Below are 21,399 nucleotides of genomic sequence, written 5' to 3'. Positions count from 1 at the left end.
ATACCACCGTTTGCATTTTTATTTCCCCAAACCTTCAGCCAGATTTATATTACATATCGTTGAAAATATGCAGCACCAAGAATTTGCGCCTCCCGAAGAGCTACAAGATTCCATAAAATGTTTTTGGTACAACAGCAGAGACTTCGGGGAACAGCTATCTGATTTTGAAGTACAACCCGATGGCTATGCCGAAATTATTTTTCACTTCGGGAGCGGTTGCAGCATTGCCCAGAATGAGGGCATGCTACCATTGCCATCGCCGTTTATGATGGGACTGCTCAACCAGCCTGTTGTTTTTTACGCAAAAAACCGTTTGGAAATTATTGGCATCAGGTGCTTTCCCTGGACGGTGTTCGATTTACTTGGGCTGCCTGCGGGGAAAGGTGGTGTGCGCATATTTGAGCATCCTATAGCCCAGCTTCACCTCACACTAAAAAACGGCATGGAAGCCGGCAGGATAGATGAAGCACTGGCCTGCGTAAAACGGTATTTCATGAATGCCCGGTTGGATGTTGAAACCAACAGTATGCTATTTAAAGCAGGAGTTGCTATGCGCAAAGCAAGGGGTACCATGCCTGTAAGCCAGGTTGCGTCGGCAGCACACGCCACCGTTCGTACGTTGGAGCGCAACTTCAAGCAATCGTCTGGCCACACGGTTAAAGATGTATCGGGTTTAATGCGTTTTGAGCAGGTACGTAACCAGTTGTGGCTTTATCCGGAAATCAACCTTGCGGGCTTAGCCCACGAACTGGGCTATACAGATCAATCTCACTTAAGCCGCGAGTTTAAACGGTATAGCGGCACTACACCTGCAGCATTCGCTCGAAAAGCCAAGCAAGGGAAGCCGCCTGCAGGTAACGATTTTGTCGCGTTTGTACAAGCCTGAGACAGGAGCATTACTGAATTTTGTGTATCAAATCATTCCATATGAAAGTTACACTTAAAAGCGATAAATCTGCACAAAATAACTCCGTCTACGATGTGATCATTTCGGGCGCCGGGCCTGTAGGCCTGTTCCTGGCCTGTGAACTGGCCCTGGCCAAATGTTCGGTACTGATGTTGGAAAAAGTGGAGAACCCGCACTCGCCACTAAAACAACTACCCTTCGGGATCCGGGGCCTCTCAGCACCTACTATCGAAGCGCTGTACCGGCGCGGGTTGCTACAACAACTTGAGGTACACAAGCGTCTTAAAAATCCCCATCAAAATGCCGGGCAAGGGTTACGGCGACAGGTGGGGCACTTTGCCGGCATTCCGTTTCATGAAGGCGATATTGACACCACTCAGTTTACGAATCGCCTGCCCGGCTCAACCGACACCAGCTTGATTTCTGAAATGGCGGAGCTTGAAACCGTGCTGGCCCGTCGCGCCGAGACTCTTGGCGTAGAAATCAAGCGCGGGCTTGCCGTTACTAACTTTCATCAAACAGCGGAGGGGGTAACCGTTCAGTCTGGCGAGCAATCTTTTCAGAGTAAATGGCTGGTAGGTTGTGATGGAAGCCGTAGCGTTGTTCGCAAGTTGGGCGGTTTTGAATTCGCGGGCACCGAACCTGAATTTACCGGCTACACTACCCGGGTTGACATTGCCGATCCTGAGAAGCTAAACCCGGGCCGAAACGTGACACCAGGAGGCATGTACCTGCAATCGCAGCCAGGCTACCTCATGATGCAGGATTTTGACAGCGGGGCATTTCATAGCTCAGAAAAGCCAATTACCCGTGAACACGTGCAGGAGGTGTTACGCCGTATTTCGGATACCGACGTTACCATCAATACCCTGCAGATAGCAACCACCTGGACTGACCGGGCACGGCAAGCCACTACCTACCGCAACGGACGTGTGTTATTAGCCGGAGATGCCGCACACATTCATTCACCATTAGGTGGCCAGGGACTTAACCTTGGGCTGGGCGATGCCATGAACCTGGGCTGGAAGCTTGCTGTAACCATCCGGCAGGAAGCGCCGGATGGCCTGCTGGACAGTTATTATACTGAACGGCACCCAATTGGCGCACAGGTTTTGGATTGGTCACGAGCGCAAGTTGCAATCATGAAACCAAATCCGGGAGCCCGCGCGCTGCAAGCAATTATGCGCGACTTGATGAATACGCGTGATGGCGCCACCTATTTTGCAGGACGCGTGTGGGGCGTTTTTACCCACTATGATCTTGACGGCCACCACGCCCTGACAGGCTACAGCGTTCCCAACTTTGAGCTGGGGAATGGTATGAGAATTGGCGAGCTTATGCACGATGGCCTGGGGATACTGTTGGATTTTGATGCCAACATTTCACTTAAAACTTTAGCGAGTGAATATAGTTACCAGATGAAATACATTTCAGGTAGCACAAAAGAGCGATTAGGTGTAAGCGCTGCGCTGATACGCCCGGATGGCATTATCGCCTGGGCTTGCGCGACCAACCCGGATTACAGCGAACTTCGAAAGGCTGTCGCGCGTTGGTTTGCCGGTAATTAAACGGGGGTTCTGGCAGCGAAGACACCCGTTCATTTACTAAATTTAGTAATAGTTTATTCAACACCAGGTTAAATACAAAGGCATAACAACCCAAACAGGTAAACAAAGCATTTAAGCACACTTGTTTACCTGTTTGGGATGCCGTTATAGCATAGTAAAAATCAATACCCCGGGTTTTGGGTCAGTTTGTTGTTTATCTGCAGTTCGCGGAACGGAATTGGAAAAATCAGTTTGTTTTGTGTTACGTTGAAAGCGGCTGGTAATATCCATCCATACAATGCTTTTAAACGTACCCCTTTTGCGTTAGATACCTCGATGGCTTTTCCGATACGGATTAAATCTGCCCAACGGTGATTTTCAAACGCTAATTCATGGCGGGTTTCATCGGCTACATTGGCCGCAGTTGCCTGCGCCAGATCCGGCAACCCGGCTCTTTGTCGTACCTTGTTTAAATACGGTAATGCCTGTGCACTTTTATTTTCATTTACCAAACATTCTGCCAATAACAAAAGTGCTCCTGAATACCTAAATACCGGCCAATCATCGGGCGTGTTAAAATCTGTTATATATGGAGGATGGAAATATTTTTTTATCATATAAAAGTAGGTTAACCCTGGTGTAGGGGTAAAACCAACGGGGCTTTTTAGGCCGGTAGCTGTAAAATCTTCTACCCCGCTAATTTTCCCTTCAACAACGGCAACGGATGCAGGCAACCTTAAGTCACCGGGCTCGTACGAATCCACCATTTCCTTTGTTGGCACATTCCAACCACTGGAAATATCCATCGAACCTCCATGGTAGCCTGTCAGAAACTCCGAATTAGTTGTTTTAGGCATAAAAATCCAGGCAAAATTGCTTTGCTGGCCACTAATCAGATCCGATTTATACTGCACTTCAAATATCGATTCGGAATTGTTTTTATTAACCGGATCAAATACGTCAGCATATTTAGGTAGCAGGGTATAGTTCATCTGGGTAATGTCTCGTAATTCTGTTTCAGCACTTGCAAAATCTTTGGTTGGCTGCGACATGTATGCGTAAGCCAATAACATTTTGGCGGCGCCTTTAGATGCCCTGCCAGACTGCGGAAATTTGGCAGCTACGGGCAGTACAGGAATAGCGGCCTTAAGGTCTGCTATGATTTGTTTATACACTTCGTCAGCCGTATTTCTTGGTTGAAATGCCTCGTCTACAGAAGTTAACTCCTTCAACTGTAAAGGTACCCCGCCATAGTGCTGCACCAGGTCGAAATAATAAAAGGCCCGCAGAAATAAGGCCTCGCCAGAAATCTGGTCTTTTTCGGGTTGTGACAAGGTAGATGATGCCAACCTGGTTAAAATGGTGTTAACCCTGGCAATTCCTGTATAATTATCTGCATACCTGTTTCCTTGTGAATTGGGCGTTGCGCTGGAATTGGCATCATCCAAAAACAGCGCCAGTACTTCTAAGCTTTCTAATCCCCTGTTGGCAGAATACCTTGTAAAAAAAGCGTTATCAGAACGCATTTCGTCCATATAAATGCCTTCGTGTACTACTGCCCGCAGCGATGTATAGGCACCTGTTAACGCCTGATCAAACTGGGTCTTATTTTTAAAAAACGAGGCAGAACTCAAATATGTTGGAGGCAACTGGTTTAAAAAATCTTTTTTACAAGATGATAAAACCATTGTCATGACAATGATATATAATAACCTATTTTTCATGTTGTTTATTTTTAAAAGTTAAGGTTTGCTCCTACTGAATAAGTTTTTGCAATGGGGAATGCTGTAAAATCGCGCCCCTGATGAAGGCCATCTAAACCATAGAGACTTATTTCAGGGTTCATTCCTGGATATTTTGTAAACGTGAATGCATTTTGCGCACTAAAATATATTCTTGCACTTCTGATAACGGAGTTGTGCTTTATGGGGAAAGTGTACCCAACTGTTATATTTTTTGCCATCAGGTACGTACCGCTGAAAACCTGCCTTGTAGTAAAGTTGCGGAAATCGACCGTTGTACCGGATTTTGTCCTCGGGTAGATTCCGTCCCCCGGATTAGCTTCTGATCTCCACCTGTTAGCCACGCCTTTTCTTACATTAAAAACGCCATCCAGGTTTTCGGTAGATTGAAAGGCATCGTCGGCAATGTCGTTACCAACCGTACCAGCTACCACTATACTTGCATCAAAATTCTTGTAGCCAAAACTATTGGTCATCCCGTAAGAAAACTTAGGGTTGGGGTTACCTATCCAGGTTCTGTCGTGGTAATCAATAATGCCATCCGGCTTTCCGTCGGGACCGCTTACATCTGCAAATCTTGCGGTACCAACCGTAGCTGCCGCATCATGCGGCTGTGTATCAAACTCATGCTGGGTCATGTACACGCCGGTATTTATATACCCGTAAAACATCCCTATAGGTTGGCCTACCGCGGTGCGGTTATCATCCCAATATTCCTGGTAGCCGCCAATAGGTGCATTGCTGGTGCCAAGCTGTTTAACAATATTGCGGTCGAAAGAAATATTAAAGGTGGTATTCCATTTAATTTTGCCTACCGAATTCTTTGTTTCTATACTAATTTCATGACCCCAAAAATCAAACCGGCCAATGTTTGAAGTAACACTGTTAAAGCCAGATTGTGAAGGAATATCAATTTGATATAATAACCCGTCTGTTTTCTTCCAGTAATAATCATACGTCAATAAAACCCTGTTGCCAAAAAGACCAAGGTCTAAACCGATATCATACCCGGCTGTTGTTTCCCAGGTTAGGTTATTATTACCAATACCATTGAGTGAACTTCCGGAAGTAACCTGGTTATTGAAAACATAATTACGTTGATCAACGCCAGACAGGTAAGTGTAGTTCCCTATATTATTATTACCCACTTTTCCATAGCTGCCTCTTAGTTTCAGGAGGTCGATATTTTTGAATGATTTCATGAAATCTTCGTCAGAAACAACCCAGCCTACCGAAACGGAAGGGAAGTTACCGTACTTGGTGTTCGTCCCAAACCTTGATGAACCATCTCTTCTGAATGCGAGGGAAAGCAAGTATTTATTTTCGTAATTATAGTTTAACCTGCCTATGTACGAGAGAATGGTAAAATCATAGGCATCCACACCCGGGTTAGCAGTTTTTGTTGCAGCTACATTCAGCCATTGAATATTATCATCCGGAAAATCTGTTGCCGATATGCCACTGCTTTCATAACTGGTTTTTTGGGCAGTATATCCAACAAAAGCCTCAATATTGTGCTTGTTGTTAATTGTTTTTGTATAGGTTAAGGTATTTTCGGCAAGCCATGATAAAAAATTATTGGTGTTATAATAGGCTGATGCTGAAGTAGCCGGCTGAACCCCGCCACGTATTGTTGATGGGCTAAATCCACGATTAATACCATTTTCCCCATTAACATTAATGCTAATTTTATATTTCAAATCGTCGGTAAGTTTAACCGTAGCGTACGCATTCCCGATAAGAGATAGCCTTTTATACAGGTTTACCGTTTGATTTAAAACATTGTAATAGTTGGGAGTTTGAAACATACCCGGAGGCGCAAAACCAATGGGATAAGTTCCATCTGCATTTTTATAATTAAGCGTTGGATCTGTAAGGTAGGCAACCTGGATAATATTACGCCCCTGGCCCAAATTAGGGGTGATATTTTGGTTGCGGTAAGTAACACCAAGATTAAGCCCCAAAGTTAACCTGCTGGATGCCGTATATATGTTATTTGACCTTGCGGTAACTCTTTCGGCCCATTGATTAAGCATTACTCCGTCTTGCCTGTTGTAGTTAAGGTTTACCAGAGATTTTAAATTTGCTGTGCCGGTAGAAAGGGACAAATTATAATTCTGTGTCCGGGCATTTCTCAACAAAACATCAAACCAATTGGTGCCATCGGTTGGCTTGTATTGCGAAGGATTTTGATATTGAGCAGGTACACCACCGGTATAGCCTTCATACTTCGCAGCATCTTCGTAATACTCCTTCTTAAATTCAGCAAATTCGGGCGCATTCATTAAATCCGGCCGGCCCCTTTTAGATACCGTTTGTACGCCATTATAAGTACTGAACTCAATATTTTGCTTTCCGTTCTTAGCTTGTTTAGTGGTAACAAGTATAACGCCATTAGCTGCCCGCGAACCATATAATGAGGAAGCAGAAGCATCTTTTAAAACGGTGATACTTTCCACTTCGTCAGGGCTCAAGGCTTGAAGCCCGCTTTCTGTCGGAAACCCGTCAATAACAATCAGCGGATTGTTACCAGCGCCGATAGATGCAGCACCGCGGATACGGAACGACATTTCTACACCAGGCTGGCCGTCGTTCTGATTTATTTGTACACCTGCAAATTTGCCCTGTAATTTTTGACCGATGTTGGCTACAGGTAAGTCTTTAACCTCCGAAGTATTAAGCTGGCTGATGGCGCCGGTGACTTCACGCTTACTCTGCGTTCCGTAGCTTACCACAATTACTTCTTTTAAACTACTTGAAGATGCTGCCAGGCTAACATTAATAACTGTGCGCCCGCTTACAGGTACCTCCCTGGTTTCAAAACCTATGTATGAAAACACAAGTACTGCCCTGGTTGTATCTACCAATTTAATCATATAATCGCCTGACGTATTGGTGGTAGCACCTACTGTTGTGCCCTTAACCCGCACGCTCACCCCGGGCAGGCTTTCTCCCTTATCGTCGCTTACTTTTCCTTTAACCGTTATTGTTGCAGCCTCGTTTTCCGTACCATCCAATAAAAGAGGTTCCGGCTTTCGCCTTTCTACAATAATTACCTTGTTTTTCTTTTCGATGTAAGACAGGTCGGTGTTATCAAAAATATTTTTCAGAATTAAAGCCACCGACTGGCCTGCCTCGCTTATACTTAGATGCTGATATTGTTTTATCAGGCTTTCATTGTAAGTAAAACGGATATCGGTTTTACCCTCAATATCCTTTAAAATAGACTTCAGGCTTTTGTTATCGGCCGCAATGTCTATCCTGGTTTTTTCTAATATTTGTCCGGATGAATTGTTCGCCCAAAGTAATTGGGTTCCCGAAATAACAACCATGACCATATAGAATGTAAATTTCATGACGCGTAAAATTAACGGCAAGAGGTAGTTGGTATATTTTTCCATACCTTTGAAATGTGATTAAGTGAATATTTAAATGTTTACTAATTCGCATTGAAAATCAGTGAGTGATTGGCGTTACTGAGCTGATTTTTTCAATTAATTCAATCGGTGTGAATTCTAGTTCGCACCGGTTTTTTTTTGCGCTGGTTTGTAATTTTATCCCATATTGCTTCTCGTTTTAAGTTTTAATAATCGGTTTATTTGTTATTTATTGGTTTGGTACTTAATAAAATGTCTTGTTTGTTTATTTTGTAGGTCAGTTTATTAGCCTCACAAATTGAAAAAAGCAGGTCCTCCAGCGTGTCTTTGCTGTCAAACTCCGAACTAAAACGAATATTTTTCAGGCTCTCGGCAGAGAAATGCATCTTCACTTTAAAGTAGGATTCAAGCATACCTGCAACGTTGCCCAATGTTTCATCGTCAAATTTGTATTTGCCCTGAATCCAGCCGGTAAAATCCGTTGCATTGATAAGCCTTTTCGCTATGTCGCCGTTTACTTTACCAATGGTGACCTGTTCATTAGGCAACAGAACAACCTGCTTTGCTTTTTCGTATTTCAGGCTGGCAAGCCCGCGCACAGATACCTTACCACGCACTACTGTTATTTGAACATTTTTCAAAAATTTATAGGCACGTACATTAAAAGCAGTTCCCAACACGTTTATCTGCGTACCGGCTACATCAACAATAAAAGGTTTATGCTTATCGTGGTAAATGTCAAAGTAGGCCTCGCCTTCCATCAATTCAACCTCACGGGTTTTGCCGTTAAAAGTTTCAGGATATTTTATGCGGCTACCGCCACTCAAAATAACAGTCGAATTGTCGCTGAGCGTAAGCGTTACTTTTTGGCCGGCCGGGGCATAGGTTTCGGTATAAACCTCGGGGCTTAGCTTGTTTTTTACTTCATCCAGGTGCTTTATTGTAAACCAGCCCAGGCCTAAAAACAACAACATAGAAGCAGCTACCAGCACCGATTTGAAATTGATCATGTGCCTGGCGGGTTTGTCTATCCGGGCATCAATAGCGTTTTTCAGCTCGCTGCTTATCAATTCTTTTTCGTCTGCATTCCATTCAAAATCACCCGACTCTGCAAGCATCTCGTACCATGCCTCCAGCCTGAATTTTTCTTCGGGCGTAATGGTACCGTCGTTGTAATGTTTTAATAGCTTTTCTGCTTCTTTGCTGGTCATCTCTGTGGTTCTAAGGTTAAGTCTTAAATATGCGTGGTTGGTAGTAGATAAAATATGAAATAAATCACAAGCAGCTGAAATTCAATAAAATAAAATCTAGGAAATGAATTTACTAAAGGCCGTTCGGCCTAATTAGAAGTAACAGTGGGGGGGGGGCTAAACCAGCTATTTTTCCGCCAGCTTTAATCTAAAATGCTTTAAAACATTATTGATTTGCTTTTTTACCGTTTTATCAGAAATCATTAGTTTTTCTGAAATCAATTTATGCGAGAGGTGTTCCTTCCTGCTTAAAATAAAAACATCTCTCATTTTTTGAGGAAGTTTAGCAATTTCGCTATCAACAAATAAGCTTAACTCGTTGGCCTCAACTTGCTTTACAATTGAATCACATTCCAGGTCAAAAAACAATTTAAGTGATTCTAAATATTTGTTTTTGGAGATATTATCTTTTATATACGTTAAACCTTTGTACCTGGCGGCGGTAAATAAATAAGCCCTTAAAGAATTGATATCATTCAAATGCATTCTGCGAAACCAGAGCGAAACAAATACTTCCTGCACAATATCTTTGGCTTCGTCATTGTCTTTTACAACTTTTGCAACATATATAAAAAGAGGTTCCCAGTATCGCTTATAAATAAGGTCAAACGCCCCCCTATTATCTTCCTGCAATAATTTCAGTAACTGATCATCCGAACAAAGAATACAATCTTTATTAAGCATAAAATAGGTATCTGGTTCAATAAAAAGTTTATCCTTTAAACCGGCAGTTCAAATAACATAAGGCTATGTGATTGAAATAACAATTTAAGCTGGATCAATAATTGGTTAATTGCTACGGCATTTGTTGAGTAATTAAAGATTCGGACTTGTAATTTCTTTACTCAACAATGCAAAACGTTAATCAAAAAAGCCGAAGGAAGCTATTTTAAAAATAGTGTTGCAATCACAAAATTAATACCTGCACGCATACAACCGTCCTATACTGTCTTGCTCACCTCATTACACAGCAAAGCCTCAAAAATTTTTTACATTACACGGGCAACCTAAAAAGAGTCAATTATATCATACTGGCCAACAGCCAAATACAGCACAACCTTATTGACTTATTGGATAAGAGATTGGCTGTTATAATATACCCATCAGCACACTTTAACCGCCTTTATGTTGAGCAGTTTTGCTAATTTTTCAATTTTTGAAGCGATATGCCCTTTGCCAACGGCACAATGGTGTGCAGGGCCATGCGAGTTCCAGGCCTCAACAAATCCCCTGGCCCCAATTGGAAATTTATAGCGGCTGTTAGTGTTACCAATTTCCAGTATTGGGCCGACAACAGATTCGGCCTCGGCAATAAGTAACTGCACCTTCCCGTCAACAGTTTCAATAACAGATAATAAGGTAACAGGGCCATGCTTTACCGACATCTCCACGGATAATCCGCTGCCAACCTTGCCATGATAAACCTGCAAGGGCTTCACTTTTATCCTGCCTTCAGCAATCGCCGGGTGGCAAGGGCCATCGTGCCCCATTAATACCACATCATCGGTAAAATCCATGGCATAATATTCCGTAAATGACCCGCCTGCTCCAAAACAGTCCATAATCTTCATGGCCTGCGCATTTTTTATTTCATATTCGCCGGCCACCGGAATACCACTTGCCGTAAGCAATGATGTTCCCAGGATAACCGAACTCATGGTATCTTCATTTTGCGCGTTGCCTGTACCTTTGTGGTAATAAGCCACCGACCCCAGCCTGTGCTTTTCAACCAGTTTGTCAAGTGCTACCGCGGTTACGGCGGCCCGGCTTATTTCACTGGCAGGGCAATCTGCCTGTACATCAAACCTATTGTAAAACTCTTCTATTTTTTCCTTTGTCTCCTGTTCGGTAACTCCCGGCCTTAAACCAGACAACTCGTCAACCTCGATAACTTCAATGTGGCCACCAAACGTTGCACATTGCAGGGTAAGGTTTGCGTAAATATCCAGCATACCGCTATAATAATTACCCATTACCCCCATCCTGTTGTAGTACATCATATGGGCAACTTTAGCAGCTGCTATCCATTCCTCTACCTCATCCCACACACCGGGATCGTTGTTCAACATGCCGGTAACCTGGTAAAAAGGGATATTTGACCGCCTGAATACGTTGGCAATTTCGGGCACCGGGCAAGCCGAACAAAAGGCAAGCCACTCGCCCGTCATGGCGGTCCGGTTGTTCATTTGGTTAAATGTCGAATAATCAATGGCTGCCTCGGGGGCCAGGTTCAGTACAATAACCGGCACTTTAACCTTGCTTACAACAGGAAGCACTGTAGATGATAGGGCATAAGTGGTAACATATAAAAATATCAAATCTACTTCCTCGCGCCGAAAACGACTGCCCGATTCAAATGCTTTTTCAGGGGTATCTACCAAGCCAAGGTTTACAATTTCGGCACCATAGCCGTTTAGTTTGCCGGCCACCAAATCAACGTAACCCGCAAGGCGTTTTTCAAGCCCTTCAAATTGTTCCCAATATGCCTGCAAGCCTATACCGAACAAGCCAACCTTAAGTGCAGGTTTGTAATTTTTATCAGTCATCCTTTTTATTTTTTACTATATATTTTTAGCTTAAGTCCGATTAGTTGTGAGTAACAAGTCATCGCCAACTCTGCACGTTATGTTATGACATGCCCTGAAATTTTATTAATTACCGTTTTTTTATGTTTCGGGCAAGGTTGATATTAACTGGCATTCAAATGTATCTGATTTGGGATGCCGGGAAATATATAATTTGATAATTGTTATATAGTTTTTGACTCCCCCATCCCTACGCCGGCAACAAAACAGGCGCTTATGTACATTTTGATATTTAATATACCATTTCTGTCATTTAAGGATGATGTAATAAAAATCTTGATAATTTTATCACATCATATAAACCGGCGGTATGCCTCAAGTCCACTTTATAGTCTTTTACAATTTACATTTATTTGCTTAATTATCGGGAGATGATCAATTATTACAAGTATTTGCCCGTTAGCCAGGACGATGAAAACTGGGGGTTATGTGTATTGAACACAGGTTGCACACATGTGGAACCGGCCGGCTGTTATCCGTCAAAAACGCATCCCGCGCATCACAATTTCAACTGGAAAAATGGCCGGATTTTAAATGAATACCAGGTAATTTATATCACAAAAGGGCAGGGCATTTTTGAATCTGATCATTGTAAGATGAAAGATGTAAAAGCAGGTACGCTTATTTTTCTTTTTCCTGGTGAAAGGCATCGGTATAAACCCGATGACAACACAGGTTGGGATGAATACTGGATAGGGATAAAGGGCGAAATTCTGGATAACCTTGTTAAAAAAGGTTTCTTTAAGCCCGAAACGCCATGTGTATATATTGGGTTTAATGAAAATGTATTTAACCTTTTTAATTCGATAATTGAAAAAACCAAAAATGAGAGCCCAGGATATCAGCCGTTAATATCGGGGGCTGCACTGCATTTGCTGGGCTACTGTCATTCCATCACCAAACAATATGCTATCGAATCGGAAGAAAATGCAGTTGTGGTAAACCAGGCCCGGTTATTATTTCGGGCCAATATCGCCGAAGCTTTTTCTCCGGAGGAAGCTGCCGCCCAATTAAACATAGGCTATTCGCGGTTCAGGAAAGTTTTTAAAAATTATACCGGGTTATCGCCCGGGCAATATTACATTCAACTTAAGATTGACAGGGCAAAGGAGTTGCTAAACGAACCCGGCATGTCTGTAAAAGAAATCGCGTTCAAATTAAATTTCGAATCTTATTTCTACTTCGCCAAGTTGTTTAAAGAAAAAACCGGCCTGTCTCCTACCGATTACCGGAAACGCGCGGCAGGCTAAGCTTAATCTTAAACCAGCGATATTGATAATCAAGCCTGTATGATAACCCTTATTTACTAATCCCAATTAAATCCTCAACATGAACTTCTTTAACTATTTTTATAAAAAGCCTGTCGCCACCTTTATCTGCATGGCTATTAGCTGCCTGCTTTTACCGCTGTGCGGCTACACGCAACTTTCAGAGGTAAGCAACTTTGGAAAAGCGGGCGGCCAGGTAACAAAATTTAGTAAGCTTGGCGATGCCATTGACGCTCATGACGGCGAAATAGCCTATTTTAATGGGATATATTACCTGTACGGAACCAGTTATGGCTGCGGATTTGAATGGGGACATAAAGAAGCTCCATTTTGCGGCTTTAAGGTATATACATCAACAGATTTGGTTACCTGGCAAGACCGGGGAGCGCTTTTTGATGCGAGTACCAAAATCTGGCAAACCCGATGTGACGGAAATACTTACGGTTGTTTTAGGCCACATGTTATTTATAATAAAAGCACCGCCAAGTATGTATTATGGATAAACGTTTATGATAACAGGGTGGGTTACCGTGTATTTACAAGCAGCAAGCCAACCGGCCCTTTTATTGAGCAGGCCGAACCTAAACTGGCCGTAAATAGTGAGGCCGCTGTTGCCGGCCTAAACAATGGCGACCACGATACCTTTGTAGATGATGACGGTACCGCTTACCTGGCTTATACAGATTGGCGGGCCAAGGGCGCAATTGCCGTTGAGCAGTTAAGTGCCGGATACCTGACAGGCACGGGCAAGGTTACCAAAGCCATCACGCCGGGCGAAACGGAAGCACCATCTTTATTTAAAAGGAAGGGCATCTATTACCTGGTATATTCAGATCCAAACTGCGGCTACTGCTCCGGAACCGGTGCATCTTATCGTACCGCGCCATCGCCTATGGGGCCATGGTCTGAAGGGATCAGGATCAGCGATAACTCATGCGGTGGCCAGCCCTCGTTTGTATCGTCTATCAAATTAAAATCGGGTGAGATTTTTCTTTTCGGCAGCGACCTGTGGAACAACGGCGCTAAAAACGAATCGCTGGCCAATTATTATTGGTCGCCATTAACATTCGATGCCCATGGAGCTATCAACAAAATGGAATGCAACAAAACATTTAGCATTTATTCATCGGCAAAAAAAATAACTCATAAAAATGCTGTTGTAAACGAGCTGGCGCCGGTTTGCGATATAGACAGTACAACTAAGCGCAGCCAGGCTTTTATTGCCAACAAAGACGGCATTTTAAGGCAACTAACCATATCATGTTTTAAAAATCAGCACCCAACTGATGGCTTATTAATTGAGATAAAAAATGCGGCAGGCAAGCGCTTATACTCAGTAAATATCGCTGCTGACAGCATCAGCTGGTCTCCAAAAAACATCCTTATCCGCCCGGAAATCTGGCTACAAAAAGGAAAGCGTTACTTGATTACAGTTGGCACCCAGGCAACTAAAGGGACCTATGGACTGGAATACTATGTAGAAGGCAATGCAAAACCATCAAAACGCTTCTTGTTCTCAAAAACAATAGTTTCAAAATAGCGGCTAATGGCTTGCAAATGCGCTGTACCTTAACTGCATTCTATCTGCTTCATTTGGCAATGGAGTTATAGATCAAAGGGGTTTGTTGTTCGTCGTCAATAGTATCGCCAATGGTAAGCTTGTTAAACTGCTCATCGCTTAAAATATTTTGGATGCCGTTAAAGGTAGCGCCATCGGGCATGTAAGCACACGTCATAGCCCTGCGCAAGCCAGGAGTCATGTTGGCATTTGCACCGTGAATGGTAAGCCCGTTATGAAATGAACAGCTGCCCGCCTTCATTGGTGCAGCAACAGAAGCCGATTGTTTTAAGCCCGGATAAAAATTAAATATCATTTCCATGTTTCGTCCGATACCGGGATTTTCAAAGCTGGTTACCTGATGCGATCCCGGAATAAAAAACAGGCATCCGTTCTCCAGCGTGGCATCATCAAGGGCAACCCAGATAGACAATGCCCGGCGATCGGAAAACGACCAAAACGGCGTATCCAGGTGCCATGATGTAGGGTTGGCCCATGGCCTTTTAAACAAGGCCTGGTCATGCCAAATTCTAATTCCATCTACACCGGCCAGCTTTGCAGCCATCTCGCCAATTTGGGGATTAAACATCAACGCTTTAACTTTTTCATTGGTTTGCCACAGATTAATCAGCTGGTCAAAAACTTTGCTCAGGTACTCCGAGTCTTTATTAATCCCATCGTCTTCGCCAATTTTACCGGCTTTGCCCGGAATTTTTTGACCATCCCTGTCATTAATTGCCTCAGTTACGGCTTCCCTCCATAATTCGAGTTCCCCGGTGCTCAGGAAATCTTCAATTACTACAAAACCATTTTCCTGGTAAAAATCAATCTGCGATTGATCTATCGATGTGTTCATATAATTTATTATTTAGGTAAACTGATTGTTGAAACAAACCTAAATAATAGCCCTGCCAATTTATTTTACCAAAAATTGAATTTGTTTGCATTTTTTGACAGCCTCAGTTTTTTCTGTTCATTTATAAAAGCCAACGGCTCGCTGTTCATTTTTCTATTAAACCTAAATCAATTGAGCTTTTTCTTAGCTGAGACAGGCATTTAAATGCCTGTAAGCGTTAATAGCGCTACAAGTTCAGGTGTTAAATGCCGGTAATAACAAGAAGAGCTATTTCCTCCCTTGCACTTTCTGACATAGAAGCCATTAACAAAGCACGTTTCTTGCCTTACTCAATTATACCTAAAGCCATTGGAACAGAGAACCAAAAAAAGCTTCATTTGTCTCCTGCATCATCCCCGGATGTCAAAAAGTGCAAACAATAGCCTGTTTGCAACAAATATAATTTATCAATAAGGATGTAATTTCGTTGGGATAACCAGGTTATAAATCGCCTATTTAAATTATTGTCCTATGAATTATTTAACACATGCTTTTGTGCTGCGCGTTTATTTAAAAGCTCATTTTAAGCGTGTTTTTTTTAGGCTTCTGGTTTTTGTATTGTACCTGGGTTACTGCCAGCCGGTACAATCGCAAATTACCGGCTACCCACCTGTATCCGCAAAAAAAACCGGGATAGCAAATCCGCAGTCTCCTGACCCGCTTATTAATTATACCTGGCCCAATCCCGGTGCAAATGACGGGTTAGAGAGTTATCAATTACAACCGGTTAGCTGGACAGTATCTAACCCGGCAAGCTTCAATACGGGAGAGTTTAAGAAAAACAGAGTTATTGAAGTAAAGGGCGCCGGCGATATCCGCTTTGATTTTGGGCAAACAAATGCCGGTTGGCTGGAGTTTGATAGTCCTGACCTTACCGGTAAAGTAGAAATGACTATAAGTGAATATAATCAGCCTCCTGATTATTTTTCCAGCTATCCAACAAAAACATTATCTCCCAAAAAACATGGCAATACCTACCGCCTTGAGCTGAACCCCGATTTATACGAGGGCGTTCGGTTTGGATGGATTAGAGTGCGGTCATTTGCTAAAACCTGGCATATTACCGGCGTGCGGCTCATTTGCCAGATAAAACCCACCAATTATAAAGGAAGCTTTTCATGCAGCGATACCCTGCTTACGCGCATATGGTACACCGGCGCATACACGGTAAAGCTTAACCTGCTTAAAGACTATTTAGGTGCTATTTTAATGAACCGCGGCGACAGGTTTTCCTGGACCGGGGATGCGCACCCAGCCCAGGCGGCGTCGATGGTGGCGTTTGGGAATTATGATTTTGTGAAAAAAAACATAGCATACACATCAACGCAAAGTAACGGCATCAAGAGTTATGCACTATATTGGGTACTGAGTTTGATTGACTATTATAAATACACCGGCGACACCGCAACAGTTAAAACCTATATTGATAATGCCTGCGAAAAGCTGGATGAAGCGTACAAGATTTTTGGAACCAATCCTAATTTAGAGTTTTACGGCTGGGACGAGCGTTTGGGGGCCGGATTTGAACATCCTAATATCCCGGAGCCACAAAATGCTTATAAAATGCTTTCCATACGTGCCTGGAAAGAATTCTCGGCGGCCATGGGTATATATGGACGAACAGACCTGCGGGATAAATACAACCGTTATGCAACTGAAAAAATAACTGCAACCCGGAAAGATGCCGCCTGGTACGGGAGCTTTGGCCTTCATGCAGGTGCCGACGCCGTTACCACAGGCCTGTTAAACCCTGCCGAGAAGAAGGCAATTTATGAAAACAGTTTTACCGACAGGGTAAACCGCATTTCTTACTCTCCCTTTAACCAGTATTTCGTAATCCAGGCATTTGCCCTATTGGATAAGTATGATGATGCTTTGAGCTCGATACGCGACCTTTGGGGTGGCCAGGTAAAATACGGAGGCACTACTTTTTTTGAGGATTACCGGCCATCGTGGAACGCAGCCGTTGGCAAAAACGGGCAGGTGCCAGCCAACCAATGCGGTTTTACCAGTTTGTGCCATCCATGGGGTGCCGGTGTAACCAAATGGCTTAGCGAGGAGGTGCTTGGGATAAGGCCAACCTCGCCCGGGTTCGCTACATTTGATATACTCCCCCACCTTGGCCGCACGCTTACAAACGTTGCCGGGAAAACACCAACTTTACAGGGCGATATAAGTGCAAGCTTTAATGTTACTACCGGGCAATGCTCTTTTTCGGTACCTGCCGGCACCGTCGGCCGCATCGGTATTCCGAAGGCCGAAAAAAAAATCGGCAGTATAAAAGTCAATGGTATGCTCATTTGGGACGGCACTTATCACCCGGTTAAGGGCTTTGGCGGTGCAAGTGAGGATTCGCAATTTGTCTACCTTCATGGTGTGGAACCAGGGAGCTATAAAATGGTTGCCGCCTATAGCGGCACTCCCCCCAGGTATGCAGAGCCTGCGGAGTATTATGCTGCCAAATACTTTGGAATTGATTCAACAACCAAAGGCGACTGGGCTGGCGTTCATGGAAAAGACGGTTACGTACTGTGTAACTATAACGGGAACGGTAATGACAAAACATCGCTGCCCGCTTATGTATCTAATGTAGAATATTACAAGGTAAAAGGAAATGGACAGCCAAATCCTGTTGTTTGGCAATCAAACACTAATGACCACAGGGCACCGGCTCCCGATAGCGCCAACAGCATGCCCAGAACAGCCGCCTGCTTATACGCAATGGATGCAGACCAGATTGGTTTTACCTTTACATCTACCATTGCCATAAAGGGCACACATGACTATAAAATATCGCTCTATTTTCTCGACTGGGACAAAAAGGGGAGAAAAATTGAGGTTGAAATGTTTGATGCGGCAACATCAAAACTTATTGCGCCCGTTAAGCTTGTTAGTAATAGTGTTAATGGTGCTTACCTCACCTACGCATATAACAAATCGGTTAAATTCCGGATCAACCTTGTACGTGGTGACAATCCTGTATTGAGTGGAATATTTTTTGACCCGATTATAGCAAACGCTAAAAATAAAAAACAACTAAAGTAAAATGAAGACGGCAACTGTAAGTATAGCCCTTTTGTTTTGTGGCTTAATTTGTAAAGCGCAAACACTTAGAATTGGATGGGATGAAAATGTGATGATATCTAAATCGACCCCAACGCTGCAGGTTGTTGGCAACCCCATGTTACGCCCCCAGGGAGCCATGCGCGAAGGTGCCATTAATGCGCTAAAAAATCTTGGGGCAGATTATGTACGGTATGTGCCGTGGTTTCCTTACCCTAAGCTTGCCGTAGCCGAGTTAAAGGCCCCGGAAAAAATCACCTCATGGGATTTTAGTTTAATAGACCCCATGACCATCGATTTTTTGGAAGCAACAAAAGGTCATCCTGTAATCATCAACTTTAGTACAATCCCACAGTGGATGTTTAAAACCAATCAGCCTGTTCCTTATCCTGACGACCCTAACCAGGTTGGCTGGGGTTATGCAGGCGGTACCGAATTGCGCGATACAACAATGAAAGAATTAACAGATTATTATGTACGGTTAATAAGCTGGTACACCAAAGGCGGATTTACCGACGAATTAGGAAAATACCACAAATCTGGCTATCATTATCAAATACCTTACTGGGAGGTGCTGAATGAACCCGACCTTGAGCATAACATGTCGCCGCAAACTTATACCAAAATTTATGATGCTATGGTTACAGCCATCAGGGGGGTATTGCCCAAAGCAAAATTTGTAGGGATGGCCCTTGCCTATGTAAAACCCGGATGGTTTGAATATTTCCTTAATCCGGCTAACCATAAACCAGGTATCCCAATTGATTTAATATCATACCATTGCTACGCAAATGCAAATAGCCGGCAAAAATTCGAGGCTTACGAATATTCTGTTTTTGATAAGGCCGAAAGCTTTGTGAATACTGTTAGTTATATCGAGAACATTCGTAAACGCCTTGCGCCCAATACCAAAACCGACATTAATGAACTGGGCACCTTTGTAAGCGACGAAATGCGCAACCAGCCAATAATTCCTGCTTATTGGAACCTATCGGCAAGTGTGTATGCTTATTTTTTTATCGAACTCTCAAAAGCAGGTATAGATATCATTGGCGAATCGCAATTGGTTGGTTTCCCAACACAGTTTCCGGATGTGAGTATGATAAATTACCAAAATAATAAGCCCAACGCGCGGTATTGGGTATTAAAATTGATTAAAGACAATTTTACGCCCGGCAGTAAAATGGTTAAAACATTTTTGGACGACAATAATGGCGATGATATTTTAGCCCAGGCCTATGTAACGCAGGGGGTAAAAAAGGTATTGCTTTTAAACAAAAGGAACAGGGCAATCAACGTAAAACTGCCTGTAGATTTCAAGGGAGCTAAAGTGAGCACCATAGATATGGAATCTGGCCATAACGAAGCACCGGTAGCAACTATCAATGGCGAAGAAACAGAGATGAAAGCATTTGCTGTTAAGGCAATTACACTCAACAACTAATTGCCTTTTTTGTTAAAATATGGAAATCAAAATACTGAGCCCGCTATGGGGACATGAGCATTTGCCCCTGGGCGGGTTTCTTGATAAAATAAAACTTGCCGGGTACGACGGTATAGACACCTGGATACCAACCGACCGTACCGAAAAAAAGCTTTTGTTTGATTATTTACAAAAGCACGAAATGTATATGGTGAGCCATCAGCATCGGGCCGAAGGGAGCACGTTAAAAAAATTCAAAGCCTCATTTATTAAAAATCTTTATGAATGTGCCGGGCCCTGCCCCTTGCTCATAAACTCGCATACGGGCCGGGACTATTTTACTTTTGAACAAAACCTTGAACTGGTTGATGCCGCCCAGGAACTTACCGTTAAAACAGGCATCAAAGTAGTTCACGAAACACACAGGGGCAGGTTAGGATACTCGCCCCAAATGACCATCGGGTTCTTTGCGGCCCGCCCGGGTTTTAGTATCACGGCCGATTTCTCGCACTGGGTGTGTGTTACCGAAAGTATGCTTGAAAATTTTAAGCCCATTGTTGACGAAGCTATTAAACGAAGTTATCATATTCATGCCCGTGTTGGTTTTGAACAAGGTCCGCAGGTGGCCGATCCGCGGGCAAGGGAGTGGGGTTACGCACTTAACCACTTCCTTACCTGGTGGGACCAGATAGTTTTAAACAACACCCAAATCGGTCGGGATATATTACCCATAACCACTGAGTTTGGCCCCGAACCGTACATGCCCAAAGCCCCGTTTAGTGTTAAGCCAATGGCCAATCAGTTTGAAATTAACTGTTACATGAAAGATTTGCTAAGAGAACGGTACAGCCGGATATAAAATATCGGGGGTATTACATCTGTTGATGGTTTGCAAGCCGGCTCCTGAATTGCTTTGGCGCCAAACCATTCTTTTTTTTAAACATACGCGAAAAATAAAAAATCGATTCGAACCCGGTTTGATAAGCAATTTCATTTACCGTTAAATTTGTAAACGTAAGCAGATTTTTTGCTTTATCAAGCCTCAACTCCAGGTGATACTGATTGGGAGAAAGGCCGGTAACCTGCTTAAATGTTTTCCTGAAATTAGAATATCCCATTGGGAGCTCTTTGGCAATATCCTCTAAACTCACCGGGTTTTCAACCGATTCCTGCAACAAAAATTTAGCCTTTGAAACCAGCCGTTCATTTTTGCTTCCGGTTTGATCATGAAATTTTGAAAGTGCGCTTAAAAGGCCTAACATTTGAAGTGTTATGCCAGTTACAATTTGCCTGTATCCTATTTCTGCACGTTCAACAGTTTTTATCAATGTATGAAAAAGCTGGAGTAGCTCTTCATTCAAACCAACATCAATAAAAGGGGCCTCGGGTTTAAATACGCCCTTTCGCATTAACTCGTCGGGATATTCGCCGTTAAAGCCTACCCAATATTCTTCCCATCCCGATAGCGGATGTGGCTTATACCTGTGCCATATCCCCGGGAATAGTAAAAAGCACATTCCCGCTTTAACCTCAAAAGCCTTTGTTTTTGCCGATTCCAGTATACCTTCGCCCTTTGTAATAAAAACAATGTAATAACCGCTAAGTATGCGCCCCTTATCCCAGGTAAAGGAGTGATCTATCGGATGTTCGCGATTGTTGGGATAGTTTTTATTAGGCCCCACTTTTGCAGAGCCTACTGTATTCAAATAAAAGCCCCAGTTTTTTTCGGCCGGTCCTACATTCAGATATTTTTGGTAATTCTGCATTGCTTACAGGTAAATATA

At 43.2% G+C, this 21,399-nt stretch carries 14 protein-coding genes; 7 read left to right on the top strand and 7 right to left on the bottom strand.

Annotated features, from left to right (window positions below; genetic code table 11):
* Positions 1 to 67 precede the first annotated feature (67 nt).
* Positions 68 to 886: a helix-turn-helix domain-containing protein gene (locus AC1DU2_RS10745; RefSeq protein WP_477384273.1), complete on the top strand. Its 819-nt coding sequence runs from the start codon at positions 68 to 70 to the stop codon at positions 884 to 886.
* Between the two features lie 41 nt (positions 887 to 927).
* On the top strand, positions 928 to 2,475 hold the full coding sequence (locus tag AC1DU2_RS10740) for an FAD-dependent monooxygenase (RefSeq protein ID WP_477384271.1): 1,548 nt from the start codon (positions 928 to 930) through the stop codon (positions 2,473 to 2,475).
* Positions 2,476 to 2,636: 161 nt separating this feature from the next.
* Here AC1DU2_RS10740 and AC1DU2_RS10735 read toward each other — a convergent pair whose 3' ends face one another.
* From AC1DU2_RS10735 to AC1DU2_RS10715, 5 genes are all read right to left on the bottom strand, one after another.
* Positions 2,637 to 4,178: a RagB/SusD family nutrient uptake outer membrane protein gene (locus tag AC1DU2_RS10735; RefSeq protein ID WP_477384269.1), complete on the bottom strand. Its 1,542-nt coding sequence runs from the start codon at positions 4,176 to 4,178 to the stop codon at positions 2,637 to 2,639.
* Between the two features lie 11 nt (positions 4,179 to 4,189).
* A complete protein-coding gene (locus AC1DU2_RS10730) occupies positions 4,190 to 7,552 on the bottom strand; it encodes a SusC/RagA family TonB-linked outer membrane protein (protein ID WP_477384267.1) in 3,363 nt (1,120 codons plus the stop codon).
* A gap of 239 nt (positions 7,553 to 7,791) precedes the next feature.
* Complete coding sequence (locus AC1DU2_RS10725; protein ID WP_477384265.1) at positions 7,792 to 8,784, bottom strand: FecR family protein; 993 nt, start codon at positions 8,782 to 8,784, stop codon at positions 7,792 to 7,794.
* 165 nt (positions 8,785 to 8,949) lie between these two features.
* A complete protein-coding gene (locus tag AC1DU2_RS10720; RefSeq protein ID WP_477384263.1) occupies positions 8,950 to 9,507 on the bottom strand; it encodes an RNA polymerase sigma factor in 558 nt (185 codons plus the stop codon).
* Positions 9,508 to 9,926: 419 nt separating this feature from the next.
* Positions 9,927 to 11,369, bottom strand: coding sequence for an arabinose isomerase (locus AC1DU2_RS10715; protein WP_477384261.1), 1,443 nt, complete (start codon positions 11,367 to 11,369; stop codon positions 9,927 to 9,929).
* 410 nt (positions 11,370 to 11,779) lie between these two features.
* Here AC1DU2_RS10715 and AC1DU2_RS10710 point away from each other — a divergent pair, with 410 nt between their 5' ends.
* The gene (locus tag AC1DU2_RS10710; RefSeq protein ID WP_477384259.1) at positions 11,780 to 12,658 is read left to right on the top strand and encodes an AraC family transcriptional regulator; all 879 of its coding nucleotides are present in this window, start codon (positions 11,780 to 11,782) and stop codon (positions 12,656 to 12,658) included.
* Between the two features lie 79 nt (positions 12,659 to 12,737).
* Complete coding sequence (locus AC1DU2_RS10705) at positions 12,738 to 14,216, top strand: family 43 glycosylhydrolase (RefSeq protein ID WP_477384257.1); 1,479 nt, start codon at positions 12,738 to 12,740, stop codon at positions 14,214 to 14,216.
* Between the two features lie 49 nt (positions 14,217 to 14,265).
* Here the strand turns inward: AC1DU2_RS10705 and AC1DU2_RS10700 are convergent, their stop codons facing one another.
* Positions 14,266 to 15,090 carry a phytanoyl-CoA dioxygenase family protein gene (locus tag AC1DU2_RS10700; protein ID WP_477384255.1) on the bottom strand — a complete coding sequence of 275 codons (825 nt, stop codon included), beginning with the start codon at positions 15,088 to 15,090 and terminating at the stop codon, positions 14,266 to 14,268.
* Between the two features lie 510 nt (positions 15,091 to 15,600).
* Between AC1DU2_RS10700 and AC1DU2_RS10695 the strand changes: the two genes are divergently transcribed.
* Genes AC1DU2_RS10695 through AC1DU2_RS10685 form a run of 3 tightly spaced genes read left to right on the top strand, consistent with a single transcriptional unit; the run spans position 15,601 to position 20,474 of the window.
* Positions 15,601 to 18,174 (top strand): alpha-L-rhamnosidase C-terminal domain-containing protein, encoded by a 2,574-nt coding sequence (locus tag AC1DU2_RS10695; RefSeq protein ID WP_477384253.1) that lies wholly within the window; start codon positions 15,601 to 15,603, stop codon positions 18,172 to 18,174.
* A 1-nt stretch (position 18,175) separates the two neighbouring features.
* Complete coding sequence (locus tag AC1DU2_RS10690; RefSeq protein WP_477384251.1) at positions 18,176 to 19,636, top strand: GH39 family glycosyl hydrolase; 1,461 nt, start codon at positions 18,176 to 18,178, stop codon at positions 19,634 to 19,636.
* Between the two features lie 19 nt (positions 19,637 to 19,655).
* On the top strand, positions 19,656 to 20,474 hold the full coding sequence (locus AC1DU2_RS10685; RefSeq protein WP_477384249.1) for a sugar phosphate isomerase/epimerase: 819 nt from the start codon (positions 19,656 to 19,658) through the stop codon (positions 20,472 to 20,474).
* Positions 20,475 to 20,487: 13 nt separating this feature from the next.
* Here AC1DU2_RS10685 and AC1DU2_RS10680 read toward each other — a convergent pair whose 3' ends face one another.
* On the bottom strand, positions 20,488 to 21,381 hold the full coding sequence (locus AC1DU2_RS10680; RefSeq protein WP_477384247.1) for an AraC family transcriptional regulator: 894 nt from the start codon (positions 21,379 to 21,381) through the stop codon (positions 20,488 to 20,490).
* Positions 21,382 to 21,399 lie beyond the last annotated feature (18 nt).

The organism is Mucilaginibacter sp. P4_C11 (genome assembly GCF_056402115.1).
This window is presented reverse-complemented; position numbering and strand designations above follow the sequence as displayed.

What these genes read in the sequence shown, in the direction of transcription:
- AC1DU2_RS10745 (WP_477384273.1), top strand. Translation starts at nt 68, where the DNA reads ATGCAGCACCAAGAATTTGCGCCTCCCGAAGAGCTACAAGATTCCATA.
- AC1DU2_RS10740 (WP_477384271.1), top strand. Translation starts at nt 928, where the DNA reads ATGAAAGTTACACTTAAAAGCGATAAATCTGCACAAAATAACTCCGTC.
- AC1DU2_RS10735 (WP_477384269.1), bottom strand. Translation starts at nt 4,178, where the DNA reads ATGAAAAATAGGTTATTATATATCATTGTCATGACAATGGTTTTATCA.
- AC1DU2_RS10730 (WP_477384267.1), bottom strand. Translation starts at nt 7,552, where the DNA reads ATGAAATTTACATTCTATATGGTCATGGTTGTTATTTCGGGAACCCAA.
- AC1DU2_RS10725 (WP_477384265.1), bottom strand. Translation starts at nt 8,784, where the DNA reads ATGACCAGCAAAGAAGCAGAAAAGCTATTAAAACATTACAACGACGGT.
- AC1DU2_RS10720 (WP_477384263.1), bottom strand. Translation starts at nt 9,507, where the DNA reads ATGCTTAATAAAGATTGTATTCTTTGTTCGGATGATCAGTTACTGAAA.
- AC1DU2_RS10715 (WP_477384261.1), bottom strand. Translation starts at nt 11,369, where the DNA reads ATGACTGATAAAAATTACAAACCTGCACTTAAGGTTGGCTTGTTCGGT.
- AC1DU2_RS10710 (WP_477384259.1), top strand. Translation starts at nt 11,780, where the DNA reads ATGATCAATTATTACAAGTATTTGCCCGTTAGCCAGGACGATGAAAAC.
- AC1DU2_RS10705 (WP_477384257.1), top strand. Translation starts at nt 12,738, where the DNA reads ATGAACTTCTTTAACTATTTTTATAAAAAGCCTGTCGCCACCTTTATC.
- AC1DU2_RS10700 (WP_477384255.1), bottom strand. Translation starts at nt 15,090, where the DNA reads ATGAACACATCGATAGATCAATCGCAGATTGATTTTTACCAGGAAAAT.
- AC1DU2_RS10695 (WP_477384253.1), top strand. Translation starts at nt 15,601, where the DNA reads ATGAATTATTTAACACATGCTTTTGTGCTGCGCGTTTATTTAAAAGCT.
- AC1DU2_RS10690 (WP_477384251.1), top strand. Translation starts at nt 18,176, where the DNA reads ATGAAGACGGCAACTGTAAGTATAGCCCTTTTGTTTTGTGGCTTAATT.
- AC1DU2_RS10685 (WP_477384249.1), top strand. Translation starts at nt 19,656, where the DNA reads ATGGAAATCAAAATACTGAGCCCGCTATGGGGACATGAGCATTTGCCC.
- AC1DU2_RS10680 (WP_477384247.1), bottom strand. Translation starts at nt 21,381, where the DNA reads ATGCAGAATTACCAAAAATATCTGAATGTAGGACCGGCCGAAAAAAAC.